Annotated in this window: 18 protein-coding genes and 1 pseudogene; 1 reads left to right on the plus strand and 18 read right to left on the minus strand. The window is 44.5% G+C overall.

The features are described from left to right. Nucleotides 1-193: 193 nt before the first annotated feature. The 14 genes and pseudogenes from modB to ABIA61_RS09560 all read right to left on the minus strand — a co-directional run bounded on the left by modB (nucleotide 194) and on the right by ABIA61_RS09560 (nucleotide 13,603). On the minus strand, nucleotides 194-865 hold the full coding sequence (gene modB / locus ABIA61_RS09495; RefSeq protein WP_404580632.1) for a molybdate ABC transporter permease subunit: 672 nt from the start codon (nucleotides 863-865) through the stop codon (nucleotides 194-196). A gap of 2 nt (nucleotides 866-867) precedes the next feature. Continuing rightward, complete coding sequence (gene modA / locus ABIA61_RS09500) at nucleotides 868-1,719, minus strand: molybdate ABC transporter substrate-binding protein (protein ID WP_404580633.1); 852 nt, start codon at nucleotides 1,717-1,719, stop codon at nucleotides 868-870. Nucleotides 1,720-1,761: 42 nt separating this feature from the next. After that, nucleotides 1,762-1,937: pseudogene (locus ABIA61_RS09505) on the minus strand (iron-sulfur cluster repair di-iron protein ScdA); the annotation flags it as partial. Between the two features lie 85 nt (nucleotides 1,938-2,022). Next, nucleotides 2,023-3,441 (minus strand): protoporphyrinogen oxidase, encoded by a 1,419-nt coding sequence (gene hemY, locus ABIA61_RS09510; protein ID WP_283652735.1) that lies wholly within the window; start codon nucleotides 3,439-3,441, stop codon nucleotides 2,023-2,025. Then, nucleotides 3,438-4,541: a TIGR04053 family radical SAM/SPASM domain-containing protein gene (locus ABIA61_RS09515; RefSeq protein WP_404580634.1), complete on the minus strand. Its 1,104-nt coding sequence runs from the start codon at nucleotides 4,539-4,541 to the stop codon at nucleotides 3,438-3,440. Before ABIA61_RS09515 ends, hemY begins: the two co-directional genes overlap by 4 nt. Nucleotides 4,542-4,556: 15 nt before the next feature. Next, nucleotides 4,557-5,345, minus strand: a complete 789-nt coding sequence (locus tag ABIA61_RS09520; protein WP_404521243.1) for a YwiC-like family protein — start codon at nucleotides 5,343-5,345, stop codon at nucleotides 4,557-4,559. Nucleotides 5,346-5,753: 408 nt separating this feature from the next. After that, nucleotides 5,754-6,476: a 5'-methylthioadenosine/adenosylhomocysteine nucleosidase gene (locus ABIA61_RS09525; protein ID WP_283652737.1), complete on the minus strand. Its 723-nt coding sequence runs from the start codon at nucleotides 6,474-6,476 to the stop codon at nucleotides 5,754-5,756. A 42-nt stretch (nucleotides 6,477-6,518) separates the two neighbouring features. Continuing rightward, a complete protein-coding gene (locus ABIA61_RS09530; protein ID WP_283652738.1) occupies nucleotides 6,519-7,694 on the minus strand; it encodes an aminotransferase class I/II-fold pyridoxal phosphate-dependent enzyme in 1,176 nt (391 codons plus the stop codon). Between the two features lie 70 nt (nucleotides 7,695-7,764). Continuing rightward, nucleotides 7,765-8,604, minus strand: a complete 840-nt coding sequence (locus tag ABIA61_RS09535) for a MetQ/NlpA family ABC transporter substrate-binding protein (protein WP_283652739.1) — start codon at nucleotides 8,602-8,604, stop codon at nucleotides 7,765-7,767. Between the two features lie 219 nt (nucleotides 8,605-8,823). Next, nucleotides 8,824-10,929: a stalk domain-containing protein gene (locus ABIA61_RS09540; protein WP_404580635.1), complete on the minus strand. Its 2,106-nt coding sequence runs from the start codon at nucleotides 10,927-10,929 to the stop codon at nucleotides 8,824-8,826. Between the two features lie 105 nt (nucleotides 10,930-11,034). After that, nucleotides 11,035-11,541, minus strand: a complete 507-nt coding sequence (locus tag ABIA61_RS09545) for a methylated-DNA--[protein]-cysteine S-methyltransferase (protein ID WP_283652741.1) — start codon at nucleotides 11,539-11,541, stop codon at nucleotides 11,035-11,037. Nucleotides 11,542-11,585: 44 nt separating this feature from the next. Then, complete coding sequence (locus tag ABIA61_RS09550) at nucleotides 11,586-12,143, minus strand: bifunctional transcriptional activator/DNA repair enzyme AdaA (protein WP_404580636.1); 558 nt, start codon at nucleotides 12,141-12,143, stop codon at nucleotides 11,586-11,588. Between the two features lie 35 nt (nucleotides 12,144-12,178). After that, nucleotides 12,179-12,949, minus strand: a complete 771-nt coding sequence (locus tag ABIA61_RS09555; RefSeq protein WP_283652743.1) for an isocitrate lyase/PEP mutase family protein — start codon at nucleotides 12,947-12,949, stop codon at nucleotides 12,179-12,181. A gap of 282 nt (nucleotides 12,950-13,231) precedes the next feature. Then, nucleotides 13,232-13,603 (minus strand): hypothetical protein, encoded by a 372-nt coding sequence (locus tag ABIA61_RS09560; RefSeq protein ID WP_283652744.1) that lies wholly within the window; start codon nucleotides 13,601-13,603, stop codon nucleotides 13,232-13,234. A 185-nt stretch (nucleotides 13,604-13,788) separates the two neighbouring features. Here ABIA61_RS09560 and ABIA61_RS09565 point away from each other — a divergent pair, with 185 nt between their 5' ends. Beyond that, a complete protein-coding gene (locus ABIA61_RS09565) occupies nucleotides 13,789-13,968 on the plus strand; it encodes a hypothetical protein (RefSeq protein WP_283652745.1) in 180 nt (59 codons plus the stop codon). Nucleotides 13,969-14,299: 331 nt separating this feature from the next. On the opposite strand, the gene ABIA61_RS09570 is transcribed toward ABIA61_RS09565, so the two are convergent. The 4 genes from ABIA61_RS09570 to ABIA61_RS09585 all read right to left on the minus strand — a co-directional run bounded on the left by ABIA61_RS09570 (nucleotide 14,300) and on the right by ABIA61_RS09585 (nucleotide 17,175). Beyond that, nucleotides 14,300-15,472 (minus strand): MFS transporter, encoded by a 1,173-nt coding sequence (locus ABIA61_RS09570; RefSeq protein WP_404580637.1) that lies wholly within the window; start codon nucleotides 15,470-15,472, stop codon nucleotides 14,300-14,302. A 68-nt stretch (nucleotides 15,473-15,540) separates the two neighbouring features. Beyond that, a complete protein-coding gene (locus ABIA61_RS09575; protein ID WP_404580654.1) occupies nucleotides 15,541-15,801 on the minus strand; it encodes an ArsR/SmtB family transcription factor in 261 nt (86 codons plus the stop codon). Between the two features lie 125 nt (nucleotides 15,802-15,926). Continuing rightward, nucleotides 15,927-16,097, minus strand: coding sequence for a hypothetical protein (locus ABIA61_RS09580; protein ID WP_404580638.1), 171 nt, complete (start codon nucleotides 16,095-16,097; stop codon nucleotides 15,927-15,929). A 43-nt stretch (nucleotides 16,098-16,140) separates the two neighbouring features. Then, nucleotides 16,141-17,175, minus strand: coding sequence for a LacI family DNA-binding transcriptional regulator (locus tag ABIA61_RS09585; RefSeq protein WP_404580639.1), 1,035 nt, complete (start codon nucleotides 17,173-17,175; stop codon nucleotides 16,141-16,143). Nucleotides 17,176-17,500: the final 325 nt, after the last annotated feature.

Here is a 17,500-nt window from a genome sequence, read left to right on the forward strand (position 1 = left end):
ACCAACACTCCTTTTTAGAATGAAAAATCCCAACGCAGTTGCTAGGGCAAGATTCATTCGCTTATTCTCATTATGTAATTCATTCATCTCTGTTCCCATTAGGGAATGTCCTATAGCGCTACAGGAAATCCCTCGTTCTATGGAAAGATACAAAAAAGCCTCCCTCTGCCAAAGGGAAGCTTATATGAAGTGATTAATTGTTCTTTTGGCCCGTTAACAGGAGCATGATAAAAGAAATGAGTATGATGGAGCATGTCCAGGCCCAGGCCATAGGAAGATGACCAGAATCCACCGCAACATAAATGGCCGTCGGAATGGTCTGGGTTTTGCCCGGAATATTTCCGGCAATCATCAGCGTAGCACCAAATTCGCCCAGACCGCGGGCAAAACCGAGTATAAAGGCCGCTTTAAAAGAAGGGAAAATTAAAGGGAAGGTGATATATCGGAAAACCTGCCATTCACTTGCACCCATCGAACGTCCCGCGTTTTCCAAGTCCCGGTCAACAGAAGACAATCCCATTCTCAGCGTCCGATAGACAAGAGGAAAAGCCACTACCACCGCTGCTATAACCCCAGCCCACCACGAGAATACAATTGGTTCGCCAAACCATTGTTCTACAATACGTCCCAATCCACTTTTTCGTCCAAGCAATATGAGCAGTAAAAAGCCAACAACGGTCGGTGGGAGTACCAAAGGCAGCATAAGCAAGGTTTCAACGGCCGTTTTCCCTCTAAATAGCCCCAAACGAGACATTGACCATGCCGCAAACAGGCCTATTATGATTACCAGAATGCTGGATAACAGTGCCACCTGCAACGATAACAGGATAGGAGGCCAATATTCATTCCAATCTATAGCTTGCATGTTCACTTCGGTATGGTAAATCCATACTTAGCCATAATATTCAGAGATTCTTGTGATTGAAGGTATGCATAGAAATCCTCGGCCTCTTGAGTGTGCTTTGAAGCTTTGACAATTCCGATGGGGTACTCAACAGATGAATAGGTTTTAGGGTCCATCTCAAAGGCGATTTTCGCCTTTTGCGAAGTCAATGCATCTGTTTTATATACAAATCCGACATCAGCGTTTCCAGTCTCCACATATTGCAGCACTTGTCTAACATCTTTTGCCTGAACCAGCCTGCTCTGCAATACGTCCCATAGCTTCGTGTTCGTCAGCGCTTCCTGTGCGTATTTGCCTGCAGGGACACTTTCAGGAATGCCAATCGCCACTTTTTTTACCACTTCCTTGGTTAAATCCGTTACACTCGCAATGTTCATCGTCCCGTCTGCAGGAATAACCGTTACCAATTCGTTCGTCAGCCATGTTTTTTGTTTATCGCTCTCTATTAGCTGCTGATCTACGAGAGACTTCATGTTTTTCTTCGAAGCGGACAAAAACAGGTCTGATGGTGCTCCTTGCTCAATCTGCTTTTCCAGCGCACCAGAGCCACCAAAGTTGAAATTCAATTTGACATCTTTATGAGTTGACTCGTACAAATTCTGGATTTCTTTGAGCGCATCTGTTAAGCTCGCAGCTGCGGAAATGGTCAGTTCAACAGTTTCAGCCTTTTTCGAAGAATCCTGGCTGGAAGACTCGTTCTGGACTGTGCTGCTAACATTTGAAGCTGATTGTTGCTCCGCACCGCACCCTGAAAGTAATAACACAATGGAAAAAACAAAAAAGAGCGTCTGGCTATGTTTAATAATTTTTTTCATTTTGTTTGACTCCTTAAGTTTAGTCTTTCTTCATATGATGGATTATATTTTGAGCTGCGCCTGTCTCGTACGTTCGATTAATGTGCAATTCTCAAGAAGAATATGATTAAAAATATCTGCTGTACCGGCTCAAAGCCGTTTGTGATCAAGCGTAATTCCTTTAGTATCTCTATCACAGCCTGATGCTCGTCTTGCAGCTTGGATACATACGGATTCAGCGTTAACTGGATCATGTTCTACTCCTCCTTTCAACTTGAGCCCATCCGGGAGCCCCCTCTTCTAAAGCAGGAAAGAGCTTTGTCATTAAAAAGCTGAAATCAGCTGTTCAGCCGCTTCTTTCCCTTGAGCGATACAATCTGGAATTCCAACGCCTCCATAACCAGCACCACATAAAAATACATTTGGAGAGTACTGAGATAAATCATATCTAACCTTTGCCAGATACTCCTTGTGTCCAATCGGATATTGCGGCATCGATTGATTACACCGACTAACTTCGGCGAATTCCGGTTCCGCTTCCAAGCCCATTAAATCCTTCAAGTCTTTGCGCGCGGCATCCACAAGCTCAGCATCCGTCATCTGTATCCATTCCTGTGCGCCTGCATGTCCGATATATGCTCGTAACAGCGTATATCCTTCTGGAGCAGTATGGCTCCACTTTGTCGAGGACCACGTACATGCTGTGATCTTTTTACCTTCCTTGCGCGGCACCAAAAATCCGGTTCCCTCAAAGGCAAGATGAAGCTCTGTATTTTTATAAGCAAGGGCAATATTGGCTACCGAAACGTAACTGATCTTATTGAGCAAGCTGACACTTGCAACACCGGAAAATAATTTAGCCGCCACAAAGGCTGGAACAGCGCAGATCACTGCATCTGCATCTATGACTTGTCCATGATCCAGGATTACCTGATAACCGTCCTCTTTTCTTACTTCAGCCACACCCTGTCCCATCACAAAATGTACGGTATGCAGCCTCTCCTTTAGCCGCTCCACGATTGTAGATAAGCCTTGTCGATAGGAAAGAAACATGCTTTTCTTGGCGATATCCGGCAGTTTTTCTTGTACAGCCGACTTTCTCCCCGCTCCTTTAGTCATACCTTTAATCAGACTCCCATGCTTCTGCTCCATCTGCTTAAATTGAGGGAAGGTTGACATCAGGCTAAGAGAATGTGTATCGCCAGCGTAAATTCCAGACAGCAGAGGTTCTGTAATCTGATCCAGAACTTCTTTGCCAAGGCGCCGCTTGATAAAATTTCCCAGAGACTCGTCCATATCGCCTTTCTTCGCCGGGATGATTAAATCCAGGGCTGCCCGTGCTTTTCCCAGCGGAGAGATAAGTCCCGTCCGAATGAAAGGGGTAAGCTTCGTTGGAATGCCCAGAATGAAGCCCATCGGCATCGTGTGAAGCTTGCCCTTATGCAAAATGCAGGCAGATTTGGCCTTCGGGTTTGTGGATACCAGCTCTGCTTCCAGTCCCAATTCCATGGTCAGCTCCAACATGGCCGTTTTTCTGGCCAGAAAAGCATCCGGTCCTTTTTCGATCATAAAATCGTTTTGGCGAACGGTTTGCAGCTTTCCTCCCAGCCGGTCGCTTTTCTCAACCAGTGTAATCTCTACCTCCACTTGCTTCTCCTCAGCCAGCTTTTTCACGTAAAAGGCAGCACTTAAACCACTTATTCCTCCACCGAGAACAACGACTTTTTTAGGACTTTTTTTCATAAAAGCTCTTTTCCTTCCTTAGCCCCAGGCATATAGGCACAATAAGGGTCACTCTCCAAATAATCTCCTGTTATTGCAAAAGCCCTTGCTCTGGAGCCTCCACAGACGGTATTAAATTCGCAGATTCCACATTTTCCTTTAAGCAGAGACTTATTTCTAAGCCTGTTCATGATCGGAGAGTGCCGATAAATACGTGCCAGACTATCCATTCGTACATTTCCACATGCAAGGGGCAGGAAACCGCTCGGGTACACCTCGCCGATATGACTGATAAAAACAAATCCATCTCCATCATTTACGCCTTTAGGGGCACGTCCCAAAACATCTGCCCTTTTTTGCTCGAACGTTGCACTGTTCTTACCTGCTCTGTTCTTTTCCTGCAGTACAACCCTTCGATAGTGAGGTGCTTCTGTAGCCTTTACACCGTAAGGCATCTGTTGTTGTATTTGATACAACCACTTCATTACAGCTTCATGCTCATCAGGAGTAATCATATCTTTCTCCATACCACGTCCGGTTGGAACAAGGAAAAACAAGCTCCATAACACCGCCTGCATTTCCTTTACCTTTTCTGCAATTTGCTCCAGATCGTGAAGGTTGTACCGGGACACCGTCGTATTCACTTGAATAGGAATGTTCATTTCCTTCAAATAACCAATTCCCCGCATGGTTGTATCGTAAGAACCCACAGTCCCCCGAAAATGATCGTGAATATCTGCACATGAACCGTCCAGGCTAAAAGCCCACCGTGATAAGCCAACTTGCTTTGCTTTTTCGACCGCTGCTCGTGTCACTTTAGGGGTGGCACTGGGAGTTATGGAAACCGACAGCTTTTTCTCTTCAAATGCATATTGAGCCAACTCAAATAAATCAGGACGCGATAACGGATCTCCACCTGTGAAAACCACCAGCGGATGATTCATTTCAGCGATTTGATCCATCAGTTGCTTGCCCTCCTCTAATGTCAGTTGACGAGGATCAGGCTTATACTGGGCTTCCGCTCTACAGTGAAGGCATTTTAAAGCACAAGCTCGCGTTACCTCCCAAATGACGATAAACGGGTTCTCGCGATAATCTCGTGGTGTTTCCAAAGATATCATTGATGTCTCTCCTTTTTAGAAATATAAAAACAACACAGATACATAGAGCATCAATGAAAATCCAATTTCAGCCATGCCAACTTGTTTTGCCTTTAATTCGAATTTAGGAAGCCATATAGCTCGTAATAATAAAATTAAAAAAGGAGCGACCAAAAATACCTTTATCCAGGCAGCAAACAGCATAATGATCAGATGATAGATGACAGAAGCATAATAGTAGCGTGTATTTTTTCTTTCACGGATGATCGTTTTAACATAAAGAGCAGTTCCCGTAAAGTAAGACACCAAAAGCAAAAATAGCTCCGTGGATATTCCCCAATCCCCTGCTTCTCCAATATGAACAACAGGATAAATAAAAGAACAAAAAAGTATAATTGCGGCAATGTCATTGAGCAAGGCACGTTCATTTTTCATTTTTGCATAGTACATATTAGCCATAAAAAAGAACAGCAGCAGAACTCCATACCAGATCAACGCAGGCTTAACCCATATCAGTGAAGCTAAAAAGGGAAGGAGTATCGCTCCGTATACAACAACTGGTTTTCGGTATCTTTCACGGTTACCTGTTTTGATCCATTGGAGGACAGGAAAACTGAATAAATAGATAAAAAACCAGCACATGAATAGAGGTATATGAATGAATTCCCCTTGAGAAGCCGCTAAACCGAATAAAAATGGAAGAATGAGCATGGCCCATGCTCCATGCTGATTAGGTATGTATCTACTGATCCCCTTCAAACCCTTGATCCTTTTTTCACAATATTTATCATCCTTATTGCTTCGGTTAATCGATGCATCATCCATTCCCCCAAGATTCAATTTTTCACCCTCTCTAATTCTAAGTATTCTATTCAATTGAACCAATCAGGGAGTTCCCTTTTTCATATGTGGGAATAGCCTAGCCGGAGAAACAACGCTGTTGGCTCATCATGCCATTCATTAAGGGGGCTATCCGGCACCCTCGACAAGACGGCGGAAGTGGAGGAATTACTCAGAATAAAAAAATTAAAAGTGGCACGCCAGGCGGCACACCACTTGATCAAAATTGTTCACTACCGCCAAGGTCACACCTCAGTTGCAGCAGTTTGAAAAGTTGTCCAAGCAGGTTCCTCTAAAATAATACTAAAGCTACATGTACTATACATGGCTTTTAATCAAGAGAGCCACTCTTTCAGATGGAAAAATCCATTTTCGAAGGAGTGGCTTTTTTTGCTAACGTCCGCTAGATTCACTAAAATTATCGTATGCAGCTACAAGAGCTACAACCACGGCTGCCGAGTTGGTCGCAGCCAAGTCAAGATTGGAGTCAAAAGTACCTGCTGCTTCTGCGCCGGCAAGATCAGACAGAGAACGAACAGCCAAAAATGGGACACCAAACTGATACGCTGTCTGGACGACCGCGGTCCCTTCCATATCCGTCACCTTGGCTTCCGGAAACTGGCTGCGAATAAAATGGACCCGCTCCGCTTGATAGATAAAGGAGTCTGCTGTCGTAATCAACCCGGTAACGATCTGCCCCTCAATCTTGGTTTCTGCCAGAGTTTCTGTCGCAAAATCAAGCAGCGCTTGCTCCACCGGATAACTTGCCGGCATCTGTGGCACCTGCCCGTAGGTATAGCCGAACGCCGTTCCATCCACATCGCTGTAAGTCAGCTCGGTCGCCACTACGACATCCCCAACACGAAGCGCTGGATCAAGCCCGCCAGCAGACCCGGTATTAATGACAAGCTCCGGGTTAAAGCGCTCAATCAGCAGCGCCGTAGTCAAGGCTGCGTTCGCTTTACCAATTCCCGATTGCAGCAGAACAACTTCCTTGCCCTGAAGACGACCTGTATAAAAAATTCCATTCGCGATCCGGGTCATGCTTATCCCTTCGATCTGCGCTTTCAAACCTGCTATTTCTTCTTCCATGGCTCCGATAATGGCTATACTCACAGTTCGTTTCTCGCTCCCTCCATGAATTCCCTGCATTTTAGTTTATTTTTTAAAAATGCCCGTTGCGGCTATTCTCTGCACCGCCTCCAGTAGCCGTTCTTCACTGTTCACCAGACTCACCCGCACATAGGATGCTCCGGCAAGACCAAAGCCTTCGCCGGGAGCCACTGCAACATGGGCCTCGTCTAATAAAAAGTCCGCAAAAGAAGCGGAGGTATAGCCCTCAGACACCTTGAACCAGGCGAAAAAAGTTCCTTTGGGTGCGGCTACATCCCAGCCAATACCACGCAACGCCGCAATGAGAACATCACGTCGCCGTTCATATAATGCAGCCAGCTCCCGCACCGGCTCCTGCGAGCCCAGCAATGCCGCCGCTCCCGCATCCTGTACCGCTCCAAAAACAGTGCTGTAGGCATGCGTATGATAATGCTTGAGCGCACCGATGACAGATGCGTTTCCAACAGCAAAGCCGAAACGCCAGCCCGCCATGTTGTACGTTTTGGAAGCCGTATACGTCTCGACACCACATTCCTTGCCGCCGGGGATTTGCAATAGACTGAGCGGCTTATGCCCCTCAAACCCAAGGGCACCGTAAGCAAAATCGTTCATAACCGGAAAACAGTACTCAGCGGCATAGTCCAACGTCTTCGTCAGAAAATCCGTAGTAGCCACGGCGCCAGTCGGATTGTTCGGATAATTAATCATGAGCAATTTGACCTGTTGGGCGATTTCTTCCGGCACCGTGGTATAATCAGGCAAAAATCTATCCTTCTCATGGAGCGGAATCGTATGGATACGGGCTCTTGCCAGCGCAGCAGCGGAAACATATTGCGGGTATGCCGGGTCGGTGGTCAGCAACCAGTCACCGGGATTTAGCAATGCCTGCGGAATCCCCATTACGCCTATGGCGGAGCCGTTGAATACGGCAACCTCCCGATCGGGATCAAGCTCCACCTGATACTCCCGTTTATAGAACGCGGCGACTGCCTCCAGTGTGCTTTTTTTCCCGTGAAAAGGCGGGTAGCCCTGATTTACCGGTTGATCAACTGCTTCCTTCAAAGCGCTGATGATATGCGCCGGTGTCTGCTGATCCGGGTTGCCGGCTGCCAAATTGATTACATCTATTCCTCTGCTTTTATACAGATTCACTTTGTCGTCAATTGCGCTAAAATAGTTGTCAGGCAGCGCCTTGACGAGATCAGAGGATGAAAAAATCACGTTCATCTCCACCTTTTATCCATAAGATACAGGCTGACAGTGCCAGCTCGCAGAAGACAATAAACTCATATTATTTGAAATAGCTTGGCAGCTTATAGCCTTCATAAACCGGATTCGATTTGATGTACTTTTGGAATTCATCCGAATGATACCCCTCAATGATGTCTTTGACGAATGGCTTGTCCTTGTTCTTGCTATCCACAGCGACCACGTTCGTGAACGGGTCTGTCATTTTTTCAAGCTGCAATGCCGAGGTCAGCTTCATTCCATTCGAAACGGCAAAGTTCCCCTGAATAGCGGCAAAATCAACATCCTCCAGTGCGCGCGGTCCCTGTGCAGGGTCGGTCGCCACAAATTGCAAATGATGCGGATTAGAGATAATGTCGTTCACCGAGGTTTGCAGTGGATCAATATTATCCTTTAACGTAATCCAGCCCACTTCCTTTAAAATATTCAGCGCACGCAACATATTGACTGGCTCGTTCGGCAGGTTGATTTGAGCACCGTTGCTGACTTCGTCAAGGCTGGTATGCTTGCTGGAGTACAATCCCATTGGCGGAGTCGGAACCTGCACAGCTCCAATCAGATCAATATTCTCCCGCTTATTCATAGAATCCAGATAGAGCGAATGTTGGAACACATTAGCATCAATATCTCCATTAGCCACAGCTACATTGGGCTGAACGCCGTCTGTAAATTCTTTATATGTAATCTTGTAGCCCTTCTTCTCCAAATACGGAGCCACTCCATTCTTGAACTGATCACTATAAGGACCTGGATTAAAACTGATATGCAGTGTCTTCTTTTCTTCACTCGCAGCATTTCCCGTCGTATTCTTACTGCCACAGCCAGAGATAAAAAGTGCGACTGCTCCCACCAGCAGTATAAATGGAACCCATTTTTTCTTCATTTCGATTTCTCCCCCCTGATATCATCTGTTTTTTGTTGAGCTAGAATGTTGCAGCCCAATCAAATTCCGAGTAATCTTATGTGTTTATAAATACTACAATGATATTTTGATAACTGTCAACAATATTTGATAACACATCTTCTGCATAATAAAAAAAACCACTTTTCGCAGCATGAAAAAAGACGCTCCCATTTCGGAAGCGCCTTTCAACTGTACTATTTACTTCGCCAGATTTAGCTTGGCATCCTTAATATCATACAAGGCTCCTTGGTTGCTATCTACGAGCTTTTTCATTTGTTTATTGGCCAGTCCGCTTGCAGGAACTATCGCATTAAAAGTAACGCCATTTTTCTGTAATTGCTCGTTTATTTCATCCACTGAAAAACGGGCTTTACCCAGCGCTGTATTTTTATCATGTACGGGTGCATCTGTAATGAATATGATGGTTTTGGAATTAGAGCTTTTGGAAAATTTACTTACAGCCAGCTGGATGGCCTCCAGCCCGGATTCTTTCAGATCCCCGCCAGCAGAAGGACGTAACGTATTCAAATTCCCTTTTAGCTTGCTCTTATCCGCTGTAAAATCAAAATACTCCAAATCTTTATCTGCTGTTAAATTAATGTCCCGAAACGCAACGACGGCAAATTGGGAGCCTGATGGAACCGAATCAACAAAGCCCTTAACCTTCTGTCTTACATAATCCAGCGTTCCTGTCATACTACTCGTAACATCAATAACGAAAACGATATTAGAAGATTTGGTGATGGTACTGGATATATTGTTCAGTATGGTAGGCTTCGATTGTGGCTCAGTGTTGCCCTCGTCTTCATCCATTAATTGTTCACTTTCATTTGTTGTTAAAATCTGTTGCGGGGCAAGAAAGATCACAACACTCTGAGCGGCAATATTCCATTTCACCTTGGCTCCCAGAGCCTCACTTACAAATCGAATAGGAACCATCACTTTGCCGTTAATTAATCTCGGCGCCGCATTGAGACGCACTAACTTACCATTGATATAGGCATCTCTGGAGCCTACGGTTAACTTAATCGTTGTATTCCCTTTGGTCGCGGTAACGGTCTTCGTAGCACCATCCCATTTCACCTTCGCTCCAAGCGCCTCAAAAACAGCACGAAACGGCACCAGCATGCTTCCGCTAATCGAAGTCGCAGGCTGCTCATATTGTTGCAGTTTCCCATCAATAAACACCAAAACCTGAGCTTTGTAATTATTTACGGGAATAAACTGGGGGACAGACGCTGCCGAATTGCCCGACTGATCCATCATTTTAATATAAAAGTAGTACCCGCCCGTAGACAAGTTCAGGTTACTCAAAGGGTAGCTAAACGTTGTTGCCGGATCGAACTGGATGCGTTTAACCAATTGTTCTTCCGAATTTTTCACCATAACGTAGGAAGTGTACGTGGGCTGAATATTTTTCATCTTCAAACGAATCGTAAACGAAGTACCCGAAGAATTGATCGTAAACGTACCCGGAAAGTGTTCTCCAGACGGTATAGACAAAGGAATCTCGGGCGATTCATCTACAGCTTGATCCTCTTTAGACTCGATAACGGGCTGCGTTACTTTCGGCTCATCAACAGATGGAGCAGCCACTGGTTCACTGACCGTTGGAGCCATTTTGGATTCCGCTTCAAGCTGAATGATTCTTGGATCACGGAAAAATGATATTATTGAGAATTTATCGGATGGCTCTGTGTCGATGGTGTCCAATTTATTGTAGTAAAATTCAATTTTCGCTCCAAAAGGAGGTGCTGGTGCTTTATTTTCAATCGTTAGTGTTTTGTTCACGTAATCAACTGTGAAATTAGAGGGAGAAATGTGCGTATTGTCAATAATTAAATGAGTCTTGGTGCCCTCTTTAATCACGTTGCGGGTCTTTATTTTAAAAGTACGACTCAGACCATCTCCATTAGGAAGAGCTACACCCCACATTTTTCCGGCAGACCATTCCATGTCTGGTTCAATCGGAAACTCAATATAATTCTTTGATCCTGGATAAGGTGCTGCGTGAGTATCCGAAATTGTTATCGTAGAATTAGCATAATCAACCGAAAAATCTCCGGGGAAAATTTCAGTAAGATTGCTGTACAAACGAATTGGAGTACCTTGCTTAATACTATAGTCCATATTAAATTTAAACTCTTTGTTGATCCCGTTACCATCATCAAGTATAAGTATAAGCTTGTTTCCATCTCTTAGTACCATAGAATTGTCTGCATGTGCTCTTTCTGTTCCTACAGCAAACAAACCCATGAGCATCGTTGAAAACATAAATAAAAATATAGTCCTTCTGAACTTCATCCTTATTTCCCCTTTTTGAATCTTTCTTTTTGGTAAATCATAGCATAGGGTTAGATGAAGTTCATTCCATCTGATGACAATTATGGATATGGAACCTTACTTTTTTCACTGTTGTTCCATATTCATATTTAGCTCCTTGAATTGATTCTCATGCCTGAGTAGCCATTCCTTTCTCCATAAGCCCCCCGCATAACCCGTTAATTTCTGGTTGGAACCAATAATTCGGTGGCATGGAATCACGATACTCAGCTTGTTTTTCCCATTGGCGCTGCCTACAGCTCTAATGGCTTTTTCATTTCCAATCGAAAAGGCAATGTCTTTATAGGCCGCTGTTTCACCGTAGCCTACTTTCACCAAAGCATCCCATACATTTTTCTGAAAATCTGTGCCCTCAAAAGCATAAGGAAACGTAAACTCATAGCGCGTACCTTTAAAATACTCGTCAAGCTGACTAGCGCACGCCTCTAAAACGGGGTGTGAAGTCTCGTCCAGCATCGTGGTAGTTGATGTATCCCGATCAGAGAACATGATAGAATGGACGGCCTCATCTGTGCCCCATATTTCTATCTCTCCAATCGGGGATGCATAATTCAATAAATATAGCCTGCTCATAAAAGGATAACAACCTCCTGTGTGTATAGATCTACAGCATCTATTCACCTGTTCAGCTTCCTGTATTCACTAGGGGAACACTGCTTCAAACAGCGAAATGCCTTATAAAAATTCGAAGGACTTTGAAAGCCCGTCTCATAGCAAATCTCAAGATTGGTACAATCCGTGCTTTTAAGCAGATATGCTGCTTTATCCACTCTTATTTTTTCCAGATAGGTACGCGGGGTTTCTGAGGTTTCCTGTTTAAAGATTCGATCCAGATAAAAGGGACTTGCTCCAGCATAATCCACAATATTCTGCAATACCAATCTTTCCTTATAGTGATTGACCAGAAAGGTAACCACAGTCTGGACAAGCCTGATATACGGTGAATGATCAATATGAGGCTGACATCTTTTACAGGCACGAAACCCCGCCTTTTCCACAGTGTCGATGTCATCATAAAACTCAACATTTACTTTTTTCGGCTTTTTGGATCGACAGGAAGGTCGGCAGTATATTCGGGTTGTTTTCACCGCGGTAAAAAACAACCCGTCATATTTACGATCACACGCCATAATTTTCTCCCACATTTCTTCAAAAGAAAGATTGATTTCAGCCATGAGCGAATATCCTGTCCTTTCCTTTCTAAAGTTCATCATCCCCCATATAAATGCGAAGTATCTTGTAGCTCTATTAACTGCTCGGCGTTCTTTTGCAAAGCAACCATGATATGATCCGAAAAGGCATTGCCAAAGCTAAACCGTTTCACTCCCAATTGCTGAAGCTTACTGACATTCGTCAGACCCGGCAAGGATAAAATATTAAGCGGAGCACGTACCTGATATACCACTTCCCTGATCTCATCGTCAACCCTCAAACCCGGAACAAAAATTCCGCTGACTCCACTCTCCACATACGCATTTGCTCGTTCGATCGTTTCCAAAAGCGGGGTATCCTTTTGCAAATATGTATCCGTTCTTGCATTTATAAAAAAATCGTTAAATCCATGAGCATCCAGTGCTGCTCTAATCTTGGACAGAAGGTTACTATGCAGAACCACTTCTCGAAGTCCCTTTTGCTGTTTTAATGAATCTTCAATATTAATCCCTGCGACTCCCACATCTGCTGTCCTTAAAACATGCTCGACAATCGTTGCTGTGTCCTCCCCATACCCTGCCTCAATATCTGCCGACACCGGAATCTGGACATGATCTGCAATCGTCTGAATAATCCTTATATGCTGGTCAAAATCAATAAGCTCACCGTCGGACAATCCAAGCGTATTTGCAATCCCCCAGCTCGTCGTGCCAATCGCCTGAAAGCCTGCCTTCTCCAAAGCCACGGCAGATAACAAGTCCCACGCATTCCCCAAAAACAAAAGTTCCTCTGATGTATGAAGTGCTTTAAATTGCTGTATTTTATTCATAAATATAGCCTCCTGATATGTGATGTAACTCATTTTATCAAGAGGCTGTATTTGTTTCGTCCTCATTCTTGCGCTTATGGTCTGTGGGAATCTTATTTGCTCCGAATCCATTAAGCAAATTGAAAATATTTTCGGCATTCTGTCTTCGGAGGTTGCGAAGCATCTTATGCTAATTGCTCAAAGGATGCTGGCTCAGAGCGGAAAAGACTGCCCTGGAAGCCCGAAACTTGCAAGCTCCTGAAACAGTCTTGTAAAATGTTCCTTAAGTCGAAAGGGAGGTCGTTAGATCAAACGATAGCCGGATGGAAGTTTCCCGGTACTGCGGATATTACGGATTTGCTGCAACGTCAAACGTTGATTGGTAGAGATAAGAGATTCTACATCATTTCCACGAATCAGATCATCCAGGTCGGCGAAGCGGCGATTGCCTCTAAAGACTTGAAAATTACCTTTAAAGCGCGTGCGGGTAAAGAGTACCAGTGTAGCATCGCTGCTTGTAGAAAAGAAACGCAGGCTCTCTATGCCATCGAGAACGGTTTCCGTATCACGAATACCTGAATTTCCCGTATATACTCTGCTGGCCCCCCGAAAATTTTCTTCACCAAAGACAGTAAGACGCGGATACGTTTGAGATACAAATGCTTTGCAGATCATGTTGTAATCCCTCCTTTTCAATTCTAGCTTATGTCCACTGGAAGAATTGGTTTGGGCCTGGGATTACCATTTCACAAAATCATTCTATGATTTCATAAACACGTGACAGACTTGAAAAAGGAACATACGTTCTGTATAATCTAGCTTAGCACATTGTATAATCCTGAACTAACGGAGATGCGGACATGGACACTAGATTTATTGAGGAACTGCGTGAAATTAGCAGAAATGACAAGCGGAGATCCGAATTTCTCATCAAGGGAATGAAGGAAACACTTCAGGAAAGAAAAGAAAAAAACTTTATCGAAAGATGGATTTGGCGTCAAAAGAATAAGAAGCGTATAGCGCAGAAGTTCAAATCCTGATAGATTCAACAAGCTTTCTCACTAACTGTTTGCAGCCTTCATCCAATCAAGTTTATAAGGATTTATCGAGGGTGGTAAAATTACCAACATTCAATTTGAGTAATAGTCCGACTATATAAGCCTAACTTGAAAAATTCACATCAAAACGAAGTAGGCGGAATGGTGCTGTACAAGCGAAGCGGTTGCGATGGGAAGCACCATCCGACTGCGCAGTGGCACCATAGTAACTTTCCAGTTCGGCTTATATAGAGGAGATATTGCTGCTAAGTTTAAGATCGCCTCCAAACCACCTCCATGGCCGGGTCCCCTCTTTTCTACTTACCAATAAACCTTATTCCGTAACACTCACTTGCGTTTGAACTGAGGATCTCCGCGAAAGCAAATACGTAGCCACAATGGCGATAGCGACCCCTGCTGCTCCAAACCAGGTGATAGAAGCCAGCGAAACCTGACCTACAACCACGCCACCAATTCCGGCTCCAGCTGCCATTGCAAGCTGCATCGTAGACTGATTAAGACTCAGCATCACGCCAGAAGACTCTGGTACAAGAGTGACCAGATTATATTGTTGAGTCGGCCCCGATGTCCAGGCTGCGAACGACCATAGGATCAGTAAAGCGAATACTGCGATCAGGGAGTGAGCTGCAAAAGGAAGTAAGAGTAACGAAATCATATGCAGCACCATGCCTCCGAATAACGTAAAGGGAATGCCCTTTTTATCTGCACTGTATCCACCGATTTTCGACCCGATCAGACTGGCAATCCCGAAGGCGAGTAATACGATGCTCAGCATATCCTCTCCTACACCTGATACATCCAGCAAGTATGGTGAGATATAGGTATACGCGAGGGAATAACCCCCAAGCCAAAAGAAGGTAATGCCTAATCCCAAAGCGACTTCGGGCTTTTTTAGAAGAGCAAACTGTTGCAGTAAGGGAACGGGTTTATCACCTTTTATACGGGGAATCGTCATAGCGATAACAATCAGGGCGATAATCCCTGCCAAAGCGATGCCGACAAATACGGTTTTCCATCCATATGCCGAAGATATCATTCTGCCAAGCGGAATACCGATAATTAGCGAGGCTGTAAAACCCATGGTGACCGTAGCAATGGAGTTGGCCTGCTTCCCGGCTGGAGCCATTTTCGCTGCAATACTCAGTGCTGTAACCACGACCATCCCGGCCCCGAGTGCCATGAGAATACGTGCGGCAATAAACATGCCAAAACCCGGCAAAACAAAGGAGAGCAGATTGGCAACTACGAACAATCCGAGGGAATACAGGAGCAGTTTACGTCTGTCCATTTTAGCAGTGACTGCCATCAGAATCGGCGTGCCAATCGCGTAGGCAAGGGAGAACACTGTAATTAACTGACCTGCGGCAGCCACCGTAATTCCCATTGTAGTTGCAATTTGGTCCAGAATTCCTGAGATAATATATTCAGATGTGCCTACCAAAAAACTGATTATTGCCAAAATGTATACTTTCCACGTGCTCTGCATTTTATATAACACCTCTTTCTTATTATATTTTTATATTTTTACAAATATCGAAATTAAGACTAAAAAAATTATGTCATCAGGTATGGGGCATATTTATTCGCTATTTCAGCATCCAGGCTGTAATAAATAAAGGTCCCCTCTTTACGGAACGTCAGCAGTCCGGATTCTGCCATTTGCTTCAGGTGATGCGATAGCGTTGAAATTGCAACACTGTTCAGCTTCTCACCCAGAACAGAGCAGCACTGGTCACTTTCCTCTTTCAGCAAAAATGCTATTTTGAGGCGAGTCGGTTCTCCAAGCGCTTTATATATTTTTACAGCTTGCTGCATGTCTGTAGCATCTCTCACCCTGTTCAGTCCCCTTCTGCTTCCAGTCTTTATTTCGATGTTTGTCGAAATAAAATTATCATAAACGTTTATAAAAGTAAACCACTTATTTTTAAAACCTACTTTTTTCACACTCCGCTGCCGTAAATACGATCTTTCTGATTACACCATAAAATAATCCCCCATTCACAAGGGATGGAGGATAAGTCACCTAGAAAGGCCCATGCTAGCACAATTGCGGTTGCGTCCAGCAGCAGTACAGTACAAGCTACAGAAACGGACACAATACTTCGTGACATGGCCAAACCTCCCGTTTTCAGAAAAAAATAAAATTCCCTTTGCTCAGTCACGTCCAACCGTAGGCTTGCGAATCACAGACACACTCGATTCCCTGACGATCAGACGAGGCTCGAATTGCACACGCTCGTAATCGCCCGGTGTCTGTTCCTGAATCCGCTTGAGCAGCAGCTCCGCTGCCAATCGTGCCACCTCTTCTCCCATAATGGAAACAGAGCTGATCTGCGGCGTCGTTACCGTAGCCCATAAATTGTTATCAATGCCGACCACAGCAACTTCTTCCGGCACCTTTACACCCAAAGCCTTAAATCGATTCACAATTCCTATCGCTACCATATCGTTAACCGCATAAATGGCATCCGGCATGTGTTTCAAGCTGTAAAAATAATCGGCTGCACGCAGCCCTGTTTCAAAAGAGAAATCATCGCCAAAATAAACAAGGGAAGGGTCCACATGCTGGAGAGACTGCTCATAAGCGAAGTATCTATCCTCGATTTTATCCTTCGCAGCGCCTGCGTAGGCAATTCTCGTTCTCCCGATTTTAAGCAAATGCTCCATCACAAGCCGCCCCTCTTGTCGGGCCAAGCTGACGATATCGGCTTTGACGTCTTCGCCCAGCTTTTTACCATAGTTAATAATGGACACCGGAACGCTGGCTTTGTTGATCAGATCGACCAGCATTTTGGGATACGCCAGCGGCATAATAATTAGCCCGTCCACATGCAGCTTCTTGACCTCACGTACCGTTTCAAGCTCCATTCTCGCGTTCCCGGCGGTATTAATTTGCACGACACGGTAACCATGCTGCTTCGCGGCCTGCTCCACAGACCAAGCGATCTCGGGAATAATCGCATTACGAATATCCGGCACAGCCAGCGCAATTTGGAATGTCTGACGCACCTTCAGGCTCTGAGCCGAGGTGTTGGGCGTAAAGCCCATTTCTTCAATCACTTGCAAAATCAATGCTTTCGTTCTCGGGCTGATGCCCTCACTATCGTTAATAGCCCTGGAGACAGTCGCAATACCGACCCCTGCTCGCTTGGCTACATCCTCTATGGTTACTTTTTTTTGATCTGGCACACCCAAAATCCTTTCACGGTCGGAATCGTTTTCTGACTTTCAAAAATAAAGTCTCTATATTGATATTATACCATAGAATGAGTATCTAAAAATTGAAGTAGTTTTCTCCTCATCGCCGCTTCACTAAAAAAAAATATAAAATCTCTTTATTCAAAGCGATAAGCCAAATATAGCACTGTAGTAACAAGTGATTATATTCGCACAAAAATCAAGTGCTTTTTGTATGAATTTGGTTTGACAATGTGTAAAAATTGTGACATATTATTTTTCGGAAACGTTTCCTAATTCATTCGCTTTTATAGCAATTAAGGATCATATATTCGTC

It is taken from the genome of Paenibacillus sp. RC21 (assembly GCF_044907935.1).
GTDB classification, from domain to species: domain Bacteria; phylum Bacillota; class Bacilli; order Paenibacillales; family Paenibacillaceae; genus Paenibacillus; species Paenibacillus terrae_A.

Bases quoted from the DNA above. Each gene is read 5' to 3' on its own strand.
- modB (WP_404580632.1), bottom strand. From the start codon at position 865: ATGCAAGCTATAGATTGGAATGAATATTGGCCTCCTATCCTGTTATCG.
- modA (WP_404580633.1), bottom strand. From the start codon at position 1,719: ATGAAAAAAATTATTAAACATAGCCAGACGCTCTTTTTTGTTTTTTCC.
- hemY (WP_283652735.1), bottom strand. From the start codon at position 3,441: ATGAAAAAAAGTCCTAAAAAAGTCGTTGTTCTCGGTGGAGGAATAAGT.
- ABIA61_RS09515 (WP_404580634.1), bottom strand. From the start codon at position 4,541: ATGATATCTTTGGAAACACCACGAGATTATCGCGAGAACCCGTTTATC.
- ABIA61_RS09520 (WP_404521243.1), bottom strand. From the start codon at position 5,345: ATGGATGATGCATCGATTAACCGAAGCAATAAGGATGATAAATATTGT.
- ABIA61_RS09535 (WP_283652739.1), bottom strand. From the start codon at position 8,604: ATGAAGAAAAAATGGGTTCCATTTATACTGCTGGTGGGAGCAGTCGCA.
- ABIA61_RS09540 (WP_404580635.1), bottom strand. From the start codon at position 10,929: ATGAAGTTCAGAAGGACTATATTTTTATTTATGTTTTCAACGATGCTC.
- ABIA61_RS09545 (WP_283652741.1), bottom strand. From the start codon at position 11,541: ATGAGCAGGCTATATTTATTGAATTATGCATCCCCGATTGGAGAGATA.
- ABIA61_RS09550 (WP_404580636.1), bottom strand. From the start codon at position 12,143: ATGGCTGAAATCAATCTTTCTTTTGAAGAAATGTGGGAGAAAATTATG.
- ABIA61_RS09555 (WP_283652743.1), bottom strand. From the start codon at position 12,949: ATGAATAAAATACAGCAATTTAAAGCACTTCATACATCAGAGGAACTT.
- ABIA61_RS09560 (WP_283652744.1), bottom strand. From the start codon at position 13,603: ATGATCTGCAAAGCATTTGTATCTCAAACGTATCCGCGTCTTACTGTC.
- ABIA61_RS09565 (WP_283652745.1), top strand. From the start codon at position 13,789: ATGGACACTAGATTTATTGAGGAACTGCGTGAAATTAGCAGAAATGAC.
- ABIA61_RS09570 (WP_404580637.1), bottom strand. From the start codon at position 15,472: ATGCAGAGCACGTGGAAAGTATACATTTTGGCAATAATCAGTTTTTTG.
- ABIA61_RS09575 (WP_404580654.1), bottom strand. From the start codon at position 15,801: ATGCAGCAAGCTGTAAAAATATATAAAGCGCTTGGAGAACCGACTCGC.
- ABIA61_RS09580 (WP_404580638.1), bottom strand. From the start codon at position 16,097: ATGTCACGAAGTATTGTGTCCGTTTCTGTAGCTTGTACTGTACTGCTG.